Consider the following 11718-nt stretch of genomic DNA (forward strand, 5'->3'; position numbering starts at 1 on the left):
CATCCGGCAATATGCGCCAGAATTGCCTGATGGCGCTGCGCTTATCGGCCTACGAGCTATCACCATAAAAAAGCCGGGGAATCCCCGGCTTTTTTACTTCTTCTTCGCGGCTGCTTTTCGCCGCTTATCCAAATCCTTAATCAGTTTGTTCACGCCCTCATCGGCAAACATCTGCTCCAGCGTGGCGGTAAGCTTACGCCGCCAGTTTTTGTACTGATCGCTGGTGCCCGGAATATTGACCGGTTCCGCCATATCCAGCCAGTCTTCCGGTTGCAGACCCAGGAGTGCACTGTTGCTGTCAGCGATGTAGCGTTGCATGCCGCGATTGAGGATCGGCGTCATCGACATCAGCGATGCCTTATGCCCGGCACGTTTTGGCAGACAACCGTACTTATGCAGTGCATCCAGCAGCCCCTGTTTCGCCAGTTCCCGATCCTGATACAACCCTCGCAGCACAACCTCATCCGGATACAGCCCCAGCGCTTTACCCAATGTCAGGTCGCCGCTGTCCCAATAACCTTTAAGCGTAGGAAGGTCATGCGTCGCCGCGACTGCCATTGATTGTTCCGGGTACGCTTGCGGCGCACGGAAGTTTTTCTCATGGTCATTCTCAAAATAGAGCACTTTGTAGGAGTACACGCCGCTGTCGCGCAGCTTGCTGACGATCTCCACGGGCACAGTACCCAGATCCTCACCAATTACCATGCAGTGATGGCGTTTACTTTCCAGCGCCAGAATTGAAAGCAGGTCATCGACCGGATAATGCACGTAAGCGCCATGATCGGCAGTTTCACCGTAGGGGATCCACCACAGACGCAGCATCGACATCACATGATCGATGCGCAGCGCGCCGCAGTTCTGCATATTGGCACGCAGCAGTTCGATAAACGGTTCGTAGGCCCGTGCCGTGATGATGTGCGGATCCATCGGCGGCAGCCCCCAGTTTTGCCCAAGCGGCCCAAGAATATCCGGCGGCGCGCCAACTGAGGCTTTCAGACAATACAGTTCACGGTCACACCAGGTCTCTGACCCACCTTCGGCCACGCCAACCGCCAGATCACGATACAACCCAATCGGCATGGCAAAGCCCTGACTGGTTTCCCAACAATCCGCAAATTGGGTATACGCCAGCCACTGCAGCCACAGGTAGAAATCCACCTCATCACGATGCTCTGCGCAGAACTGTTTGACCTCCGGCGAATCTACCGACTGAAAAGCTTCCGGCCACACCGGCCATCCCCAGCGCAACGCATCCTCTTTCACCTGATGCGCATGCAGCGCATCAAAGGCTGCCTGCCAGTACAGGCTGTCGCCTTGCTGAGTCACAAACTGGCGAAATGCTGCCATCTGCTCGTCGTCACGAGCGGAGAAGCCTTTCCACGCCATGCGCAGCGCGGTCATCTTCAGTGCGGTAACGGCAGAATAATCAACCCACTCGGCATCCCGCGCGCGTTGCAGGGTTTGCTGAGTTGTAGGCTTCAGCCACCAGCTTTGCGCCTCTTTGCTCAGATGAAAATCTTCCACTGCGTTGACGTCGATATATATGACGTTCAACCAGCGGCGCGAAGACGGACTGTACGGACTGGCGCTCTCCGGGTTCGCCGGATACAACGCATGAATCGGATTAAGACCGATAAACGCCCCACCGCGTTTCGCCACGTCCACCAGCATGGTACGGAGATCGCCAAAGTCGCCAATTCCCCAGTTTTTCTCTGAACGCAGGGTGTAGAGCTGAACGCACGCGCCCCACAGTTTTTTCCCCTCCAGCAGCGCCTGCGGTTCATAGCAGCGCCTTGGCGCCACAATGACTCGACAGTGGGTGCGCAGCTCGCCCTGCGTCAATGTCAGTGTGTGATAGCCCTCCGGCAGTTTCGTCGGAAGGTGAAAAGATTTGCCGCCGATGGCATGCCCTTTGTGCTGTACGCCATCTTCAGTGGTCAGCAGCCAGCTAAACTCCCCGCTACCCTCAACCGCCAGCGGCATTTTCTTACCCGCGGTATACACCATGACATTCGGCACCGGAGTTACCGCCACCTGAGTAGCAGCGGTGGTGCGATGCATGGCGTCAAGCAAACGCCGTTTGGTTTCGGCACCAATAGACTGCGGTTTACCGTGAGCGTTAATGTAATTGGGGCTGATCCCCGCCGCCAGCGCGGCATTATCCAGACGTTTGCTTTCCATCGCGATTCCTTAGCGTTTCGCCTGCCAGATACGCGCCTGATAATCGCGGATGGAGCGATCTGAACTGAACATACCGCAGCGCGCGGTATTCAGGATCGCCGCCCGCGTCCAGGCATCCTGGTCACGATACAACACATCAACGTGCTTCTGCGCCTCAACATAGGCCGCGAAGTCCGCCATCACCAGATACGGGTCACCGCCCAGCTTGCCGATACTGTGCAGCATCTGGTCAAAAGCATGTTTATCGCCGTCGCTGTATTTACCGCTTTCAAGCTCCTTCAGAATCGCATCCAGCACTTTGTCTTTCTTACGCCATTTCACCGGATCATAGCCTTTCGCTTTCAGCGCCTTCACCTCTTCCACCGTGTGGCCAAAGATAAAGATATTCTCATCGCCCACCTTCTCAGCGATTTCGACGTTAGCGCCATCCAGCGTACCCACCGTTAACGCGCCGTTCAGCGCCAGTTTCATATTACCGGTACCGGAAGCCTCTTTCCCTGCGGTTGAGATTTGCTCAGAGATATCCGCCGCCGGGATCAGCATTTCCGCCGCCGAGACGCAGTAATCCGGCAGGAACACGACCTTCAACTTATCGCCAACTTTCGGGTCATTATTGATGGTTTCCGCTACCTTGTTTATGGCGAAAATGATGTTCTTCGCCAGGTAGTAACCCGGAGCCGCTTTCGCCCCAAACAGGAATACGCGCGGTACACGATCCGCCTGCGGGTTTTCACGGATTTCTTTGTACAATGCCAGAATATGCAACAGGTTCAGGTGCTGGCGTTTGTACTCATGCAGGCGCTTAATCTGAATATCAAAGATAGCGTTAGTCGTTATCTCAATGCCGGTACGCGCTTTAATAAACTTCACCAGCCGCGCTTTGTTCGCCAGCTTGATGTCACGATACTGCTGACGGAATGTCGCATCGTCGGCGTATTTTTCCAGGTTAATCAGTTGGTCTAAATCGTTGGCCCACTCTTTTTTCAGCGATTTATCCAGCAGCGCGGCCAGCGCCGGGTTGCACTGCTTAATCCAGCGACGTGGGGTAATCCCATTGGTGACGTTATGGAATTTGTTCGGCCACAGTTGGTGATATTCAGGGAACAGATCTTTCACCACCAGATCAGAGTGCAGCGCCGCCACACCATTAACCGCAAAGCCGCTGACTACGCACATATTCGCCATGCGCACTTGTTTGTTGTACACCACCGCCAGCTTCGCCCAAACGGCGGCATCGCCTGGCCAGGTTTTATCGACCAGTTTCTTAAAGCGGTCATTAATCTCTTTGATGATTTGCATATGACGCGGCAGCAGCGCTTTCACCAGTTTCTCATCCCAGCACTCAAGCGCTTCGGGCATCAGAGTATGGTTGGTGTAAGCAAACGTTTTGCTGGTGATCGCCCAGGCATCGTCCCAGCTCATCTGGTGTTCATCGATCAGCACGCGCAGCAGTTCAGGGATCGCAATAGTCGGGTGGGTGTCGTTCAGTTGAATAACTTCGTAGTCGGCCAGTTCGTGCAGTTTACGTCCCGCCAGATGATGACGGCGCAGAATGTCTGCCACGGAGCAGGCACACTGGAAGTACTGCTGCATCAGGCGCAGCTTTTTACCTGCCGTATGGTTATCGTTCGGGTACAGCACTTTAGTGAGTTTTTCGGCGTCGATCCCCTGCTGCTCGGCGCGCAGGAAATCACCGTCGTTAAATTTGGTCAGGTTAAACGGGTGCGCGTGGCTGGCCTGCCACAGACGCAGCGGCTGTGCCACGCCGTTGCGGTAGCCCAGTACCGGCAGATCCCATGCCTGACCGGTGATGGTGAATCCAGGCTCCCAGCACCCATCTTTGGTGACCTTGCCGCCAATGCCGACTTGCACATCCAGTGCTTCATTGTGGCGAAACCACGGGTAGCTGCCGCGATGCCAGTCGTCCGGGGCTTCCATCTGTTGCCCATCGGTAAAGGACTGACGGAACAGGCCGTACTGGTAGTTGAGGCCATAGCCCGTCGCCGACTGGCCAACCGTTGCCATCGAATCAAGGAAGCAGGCTGCCAGACGCCCCAATCCACCGTTACCCAACGCCGGATTGGTTTCTTCTTCCAGCAGGTCGGTCAGGTTGACGTCATGCGCTTTCAGCTCATCGCTCACCGCCTGATACCAGCCGAGGTTGAGCAAGTTGTTCCCAGTCAGACGGCCAATCAAAAACTCCATTGAGATGTAGTTAACATGGCGCTGATTTTTTGCCGGTTTCACCGCAGGCTGGGCGCTGAGTAACTCAGCCAGCGCTCCACTCACGGCCTGCCACCACTGGCGCGACGTCATTTCTTGAGCCGACAGTAAACCGAAGCGCTGCCACTGACGCGTCAGGGCAGCCTGAAATTGATCTTTGTTGAAAGTAGGCTGTGACATAGGGGTTCCAGATCCTTAGGTAATAAAACAACGTTATCGCTAGTTTGCCTGGCTCGTTGTTGACCTTCCTCATCCTGGCAGGGATTAGGCAGGGAGGAGGAGCGGGGATGAGCGTTAAAATGTGATCGCCGCCACTTTAAGAGGGGTATTATGGCTGAGAAATACGCAGGCTCTCCGCATACCCCTGAAATGCATCGCGGTTTTCGCATTAATCAAAAGAGATTATCCAGACATTATCAAACAGGAAGATGACATTTAGAAAAAATATGTAAACGGAGAAATAGTTTCTAACCTGAAATACACATTCTGCTTGAAATATTTCACATGAAAGTTTTAAGTCGAGCACAAAATTCATCGACTTTTATTCATCAGTACAGTAACCACATAAAAAAAGAGGAGTTATTCCACCCCGTAAAAATAACGCTGGATCCAGTTACCATGCCTGTTGCGACTCTTTAAAACAATTATTGCAATAGATGTATAGATTTGTGACATAGTGCAAAATCAGACACACAAAAAGTCCGCTTAGCTTGCAATAAATCCCGTTCTGGCCGACCTTATATCTATTAATTACGAAGCGCAAAAAAAATCATTTTCCCCCATATTCACACAGTGAAGTGACTAACTTATGTTGATTCCGTCTAAATTAAGTCGTCCGGTTCGACTCGACCATACGGTGGTTCGTGAGCGCCTGCTGGCTAAACTTTCCGGCGCGAACAATTTCAGGCTTGCCCTGATAACAAGTCCGGCTGGTTATGGAAAAACAACGCTTGTTTCACAATGGGCGGCGGGGAAGAACGAATTAGGCTGGTACTCCCTGGATGAAGGCGATAACCAGCAAGAGCGCTTCGCCAGCTATTTGATTGCGGCAATCCAACAGGCGACCGGTGGGCACTGCACCACCAGCGAAGCCATGGTGCAAAAACGCCAGTATGTCAGCCTGACTTCACTGTTTGCCCAGCTGTTCATTGAACTGGCGGAGTGGCATCGTCCACTCTATCTGGTCGTGGATGATTATCATCTGATCTCCAATCCAGCCATCCACGAAGCGATGCGTTTTTTCCTGCGCCATCAGCCGGAGAATCTGACGCTAGTCGTGCTGTCGCGTAACCTACCGCAACTGGGCATTGCCAACCTGCGCGTACGCGATCAACTGCTGGAAATCGGCAGCCAGCAGTTGGCCTTTAACCACCAGGAAGCCAAACAATTCTTTGACCGTCGCCTGTCCTCCCCAATTGAGGCTGCGGAAAGTAGCCGCATGTGCGATGACGTTGCAGGCTGGGCCACGGCGCTACAGCTGATCGCCTTATCTGCCCGTCAGAACAACCATTCCGCCCACCAGTCGGCACGACGTCTGGCCGGCATCAACGCCAGCCATTTATCCGATTATCTGGTCGATGAAGTCCTGGACAGCGTCGATATCGGAACCCGCCATTTCCTGCTAAAAAGCGCCATCCTGCGCTCGATGAACGATGCGCTGATTGTTCGGGTCACGGGCGAAGAAAACGGCCAAATGCGGCTGGAGGAAATTGAGCGCCAGGGATTATTCCTGCAGCGGATGGATGATGTCGGCGAATGGTTTAGCTATCACCCGCTATTTGGCAGCTTTTTACGCCAGCGTTGTCAGTGGGAGTTAGCTACCGAACTTCCCGAAATACACCGCGCCGCTGCTGAAAGCTGGATGGCGCAAGGTTTTCCGACCGAAGCCATCCACCACGCGCTGGCGGCAGGTGACGCCCATATGCTGCGCGACATTCTGCTCAATCATGCGTGGGGGCTGTTTAACCACAGCGAACTGGCATTACTTGAAGAGTCATTGAAAGCCCTGCCGTGGGAAAGCCTGCTGGAAAATCCACGCCTGGTGCTGCTGCAGGCCTGGCTGATGCAAAGCCAACACCGCTACAGCGAAGTTAACACCCTGCTGGCTCGCGCAGAGCAGGAAATGAAAGGCGATATGGAACAGACGCTACATGCCGAATTTAACGCTTTACGTGCGCAGGTAGCGATTAACGACGGCAACCCGGACGAGGCAGAACGTCTGGCAAAACTGGCGCTGGATGAATTACCGATTGCCTGGTTTTATAGTCGCATCGTTGCCACGTCAGTGCACGGTGAGGTTCTGCACTGTAAAGGCGATCTCACGCGTTCTCTGGCGTTGATGCAACAAACAGAGCAAATGGCGCGTCACCATGACGTCTGGCATTACGCGCTGTGGAGTCTGATCCAACAAAGCGAAATTTTATTTGCCCAGGGCTTTTTACAGGCCGCCTGGGAAACACAGGGAAAAGCGTTCCAGCTGATTAAAGAGCAGCATCTGGAACAGCTGCCGATGCACGAGTTTCTGGTGCGTATCCGGGCGCAACTCCTGTGGGCATGGGCGCGTCTGGATGAATCAGAAGCCTCTGCCCGTAGCGGCATTGAACTGCTTGCAACCTTCCAGCCGCAGCAACAGCTTCAGTGCCTGGCGCTGCTGGTTCAGTGTTCGCTGGCGCGGGGCGATCTGGACAACGCGCGTAGCCTGCTCAACCGTCTGGAAAACCTGCTGGGCAACGGCCACTATCACAGCGACTGGATCTCCAACGCCGATAAGGTGCGCGTCATTTACTGGCAAATGGTCGGTGACAAAAACTCCGCCGCCAACTGGCTGCGCCACACACCGAAACCAGAATTCGCTAACAACCACTTCCTGCAAAGCCAGTGGCGTAACATCGCCCGCGCGCAGATCCTGCTGGGTGAGTTTGAACCGGCAGAGATTGTGCTGGAAGAACTAAACGAAAATGCGCGTAACCTGCGCCTGATGAGCGATCTTAACCGTAACCTGCTGCTGCTTAACCAGTTGTACTGGCAGGCGGGACGTAAAAATGACGCACAGCGGGTGTTGCTCGACGCCCTGCAACTGGCGAACCGCACCGGGTTCATCAGCCACTTTGTGATCGAAGGCGAGGCCATGGCGCAGCAGTTACGCCAGCTGATTCAGCTCAACACATTACCGGAACTTGAACAGCATCGTGCGCAGCGTATTTTGCGCGAGATTAACCAGCATCACCGCCACAAATTCGCCCACTTTGATGAAGGGTTCGTTGAACGCCTGCTCACCCACCCGGACGTCCCGGAGCTGATCCGTACCAGCCCGCTGACCCAGCGTGAATGGCAGGTTCTCGGTCTGATTTATTCTGGCTACAGCAACGAGCAGATTGCCGGTGAGCTGGCTGTTGCCGCGACGACCATTAAGACGCATATCCGCAACTTGTACCAAAAGCTTGGCGTGGCGCACCGCCAGGATGCGGTGCAACATGCGCAGAAGCTGCTGAAAATGATGGGGTATGGCGTTTAGTTAACGCCTGATGCGCCACGCGTATCAGGCCTGGAACCCGCTTAGCACAGCTCTAACTGGATATGATGGTCGGCGATGACCTGCATCACGCCAGCGGGCGGCAGCGTGTCGGTATATACCGCATCCACCATGCTGATACTGCCCATGTTCACCATCGCATTACGACCAAACTTCGAGTGATCCACCACCAGCATCACATGGCGCGAATTCTCAATAATCGCGCGTTTGGTGCGAACTTCGTGATAATCAAATTCCAGCAGCGAACCATCGCTGTCGATACCGCTTATCCCTAAGATGCCAAAGTCCAGACGGAACTGTGAAATAAAGTCGAGGGTCGCTTCGCCCATAATCCCGCCATCGCGGCTTCGCAGTTCGCCACCGGCCAGAATAATGCGGAAATCCTCTTTTGCCATCAGCGTATTAGCCACATTGAGGTTGTTGGTCACAATGCGCAGGTTGCTGTGATTAAGCAGCGCATGAGCGACCGCTTCCGGCGTGGTGCCAATGTCAATAAACAGCGTGGAGCCGTTCGGGATCTGCGTGGCAACTTTACGGGCAATACGCTCTTTTTCCGCCGTTTGCGTCGCTTTACGGTCATGCCACGGGGTGTTGACCGAGCTGGAGGGCAGCGCCGCGCCGCCGTGATGGCGCAGAATCATGTTCTGATCGGCCAGATCGTTGAGATCGCGGCGAATCGTCTGCGGGCTGACGGAGAAATGCTCCACCAGTTCCTCGGTGCTGACGTATCCCTGTTTCTTTACCAGTTCGATGATCGCGTCATGTCGTTGTGTTTGCTTCATTATGGTTCCCTGAAATTACGTTCGTTTTCGCACATGAATAGTATCAGCAAATGCCATTGCCAGACCGACGGCCAGCCCGGCGATATGTGCGCCGTTCGCCATCGACATGCCGAACACATCAAACCAGCCGGCAACAATCCACATCAAAGCAAAGATAATCAAACCACGCTGCAGGAAAATACCGCTTTGCGGATCGCGCTCTCCACGCAACCACACGTAGCCCATCAGGGCGTACACTACGCCGGAAAGTCCACCGAACCACGGGCCGCTAAATTTCTGCTGCACATAGCCGCTCAACAACGCGCTAATTACGGTAATGACGATCAGTTTTCCGCTGCCGAGTCGTTTTTCAACCGCGCCGCCGAGATACCACCACCACAGCAGGTTGAAGAGAATGTGCATCAGTGAGAAGTGCATAAACGCGTGGGTGAAATAACGCCAGAATTCAAATTTCAGCGTAGGATCAAACGGCCATGCCAGCCAGAGCATAACCGCCTGGTCACCCATCACATTCATTGCGATAAACACCAACACACACGCGGCCATCACCGCCCAGGTCACCGGACCCGCACGTTCGCGCAACGTAGCAAGAAACGGATAGCGTTGATAGCGCAAACCGCTGTCGGTCTGCCCCGACTGCCAGCTTGCCGCCAGATAACGCGGATCGCCCGGATTCTCCAGAAAACGCGCCAGTTCAGCCCGTACACGCTCAGCCTGGGACTCATCCGCCAGCCAGACATCCGTTTGCTGATGTTGTTGAATCGTCAGGATAACGCCCTGTGTTGCCATGTAATCAACAAACGCCTGCGCCACGCGAGGGTTAGCAAAAGAGGTAATCATCAACATGGTTGCTGTCGCTTATTCCACACAAAAGAGGACAGTATATAGACCCTGCCTGTTTCAGGCTGCATCTTTGTTATACCCGCCATACTTAAATGAAGGGGATAGCTTACGAACCAAACGTCACTTCTGCAGGAAAATGTCGATGCCAGGCATCAAAGCCGCCATCGACACTGTAAACCGCATCATAACCTTGCTGAAGCAGATACTGTGCCGCACCTTTACTGCTGTTGCCGTGGTAGCACATCACCATCACGGCGGTATCGAAATCGTGGTCACGCATAAACGTCCCCAGCGTATCGTTCGTCAGATGAAACGCCTGGGGTGCGTGACCCATCGCATAACTTTGCGGATCGCGAATATCCACCAGCACCGCCATTCCGTGCAGTAGTTTCTGATGGGCTTCTTCGACATTGATACATTCAAACTGATCCATGGTGTTCTCTTTTTAAGTTCTACTTATGTTCTGGCAGGTAACCAATATTACCCTCCAGTGTACGTTGCCTGAGCAGGTAAACGCCATAATGTTATATGTATCACTGTAAATTGTTTATCCGATGTTACCAATGGCGCGATTCTTTGCTATTATGCTCGATAACGAACATTAATGAGCTATAACGAAAGTGCGAGAGGCCAGCATGGAAACCAAAGATCTGATTGTGATAGGTGGAGGCATCAACGGTGCCGGTATCGCGGCAGATGCCGCTGGACGCGGATTATCCGTGCTGATGCTGGAAGCACAGGATTTAGCCTGCGCGACCTCCTCCGCCAGCTCCAAACTCATTCACGGTGGCCTGCGCTACCTGGAACACTACGAATTCCGTCTGGTTAGCGAAGCGCTGGCCGAACGTGAAGTGCTGTTGAAAATGGCACCGCATATCGCCTTCCCAATGCGCTTTCGTTTGCCCCATCGCCCGCATCTGCGTCCGGCATGGATGATCCGTATTGGTCTGTTTATGTACGATCATCTGGGCAAACGCACCAGTTTGCCGGGTTCGACCGGTTTGCGTTTTGGCGCGGATTCCGTAATGAAACCCGAGATTGTGCGCGGTTTCGAATATTCTGACTGCTGGGTAGACGATGCGCGTCTGGTTTTGGCAAACGCCCAAATGGTTGTGCGTAAAGGTGGGGAAGTATTAACCCGTACCCGCGCAACCTCCGCTCGTCGCGAAAACGGTCTGTGGGTTGTTGAAGCTGAAGATATCGATACCGGTAAAAAACACACCTGGCAGGCGCGCGGTCTGGTCAACGCCACCGGTCCGTGGGTAAAAGAGTTCTTCGACGACGGCATGCATCTGCCGTCACCATACGGTATCCGCCTGATTAAAGGCAGCCATATTGTGGTGCCGCGCGTGCATACCCAGAAGCAGGCTTACATCCTGCAAAACGAAGATAAGCGTATTGTGTTTGTTATCCCATGGATGGACGAATTCTCGATCATCGGGACGACCGACGTCGAATACAAAGGCGACCCAAAAGCAGTGAAAATTGATGAGAGTGAAATCAATTACCTGCTTAAGGTCTACAACGCGCACTTTAAGAAACAGCTGGGCCGTGACGATATCGTCTGGACCTATTCAGGCGTACGTCCGCTGTGCGATGACGAATCGGACTCACCACAAGCTATCACCCGTGATTACACGCTGGATATCCATGATGAAAACGGCAAAGCACCGCTGCTGTCGGTCTTCGGCGGCAAGCTGACGACCTACCGTAAGCTGGCTGAACACGCGATGGAAAAACTGTCGTCTTACTATCAAGGCATTGGGCCAGCATGGACCAAAGAGTGCATCCTGCCAGGCGGCGATATTGGTGGTGACCGTGAGGATTTCGCGGCAAAACTGCGCCGTCGCTATCCGTTCCTGACCGAGTCGCTGGCGCGCCATTATTCACGCACCTATGGCAGCAACACGGAATGGATCATCGGCGAAGCGACTTCGGTTGCCGAGTTGGGCGAAGATTTTGGCCATGAATTCTATGAAGCCGAGCTGAAATACCTGGTCGAGCACGAGTGGGTTCGCCGTGCAGAAGATGCACTGTGGCGTCGTACGAAAGAAGGGATGTGGCTGAATGCCGAGCAGCAGTCGCGCATGACCCAGTGGCTGACAGAGTACGTTGAGAAACACCAGCTGTCTCTGGCATCCTGATAAAAATGCCGGA

The 11718-nt window shown here is 53.9% G+C and carries 7 protein-coding genes; 2 read left to right on the forward strand and 5 right to left on the reverse strand.

The window, feature by feature from the left end:
- Nucleotides 1-93 precede the first annotated feature (93 nt).
- Together malQ and malP are read right to left on the reverse strand one after the other, a co-directional pair.
- Complete coding sequence (gene malQ / locus OGX91_RS07985) at nt 94-2181, reverse strand: 4-alpha-glucanotransferase (protein WP_005121620.1); 2088 nt, start codon at nt 2179-2181, stop codon at nt 94-96.
- Nucleotides 2182-2190: 9 nt separating this feature from the next.
- Entirely contained in the window at nt 2191-4584 is a 2394-nt protein-coding gene (malP, locus tag OGX91_RS07990) for a maltodextrin phosphorylase (RefSeq protein ID WP_286625901.1), read from the reverse strand.
- A gap of 628 nt (nt 4585-5212) precedes the next feature.
- Between malP and malT the strand changes: the two genes are divergently transcribed.
- A complete protein-coding gene (gene malT / locus OGX91_RS07995) occupies nt 5213-7918 on the forward strand; it encodes an HTH-type transcriptional regulator MalT (RefSeq protein ID WP_286625902.1) in 2706 nt (901 codons plus the stop codon).
- 41 nt (nt 7919-7959) lie between these two features.
- On the opposite strand, the gene OGX91_RS08000 is transcribed toward malT, so the two are convergent.
- The 3 genes from OGX91_RS08000 to glpE all read right to left on the reverse strand — a co-directional run bounded on the left by OGX91_RS08000 (nt 7960) and on the right by glpE (nt 9994).
- On the reverse strand, nt 7960-8718 hold the full coding sequence (locus OGX91_RS08000) for a DeoR/GlpR family transcriptional regulator (protein ID WP_003023499.1): 759 nt from the start codon (nt 8716-8718) through the stop codon (nt 7960-7962).
- Nucleotides 8719-8733: 15 nt separating this feature from the next.
- Nucleotides 8734-9564: a rhomboid family intramembrane serine protease GlpG gene (gene glpG, locus OGX91_RS08005; RefSeq protein WP_005121615.1), complete on the reverse strand. Its 831-nt coding sequence runs from the start codon at nt 9562-9564 to the stop codon at nt 8734-8736.
- A 103-nt stretch (nt 9565-9667) separates the two neighbouring features.
- Nucleotides 9668-9994 (reverse strand): thiosulfate sulfurtransferase GlpE, encoded by a 327-nt coding sequence (gene glpE, locus OGX91_RS08010; RefSeq protein ID WP_005121614.1) that lies wholly within the window; start codon nt 9992-9994, stop codon nt 9668-9670.
- Between the two features lie 202 nt (nt 9995-10196).
- Between glpE and glpD the strand changes: the two genes are divergently transcribed.
- Nucleotides 10197-11705: a glycerol-3-phosphate dehydrogenase gene (glpD, locus tag OGX91_RS08015; RefSeq protein ID WP_005121613.1), complete on the forward strand. Its 1509-nt coding sequence runs from the start codon at nt 10197-10199 to the stop codon at nt 11703-11705.
- Nucleotides 11706-11718: the final 13 nt, after the last annotated feature.

The sequence above is a fragment of the Citrobacter sp. Cpa228 genome, assembly GCF_030333085.1.
GTDB classification, from domain to species: Bacteria; Pseudomonadota; Gammaproteobacteria; order Enterobacterales; family Enterobacteriaceae; genus Citrobacter; species Citrobacter pasteurii.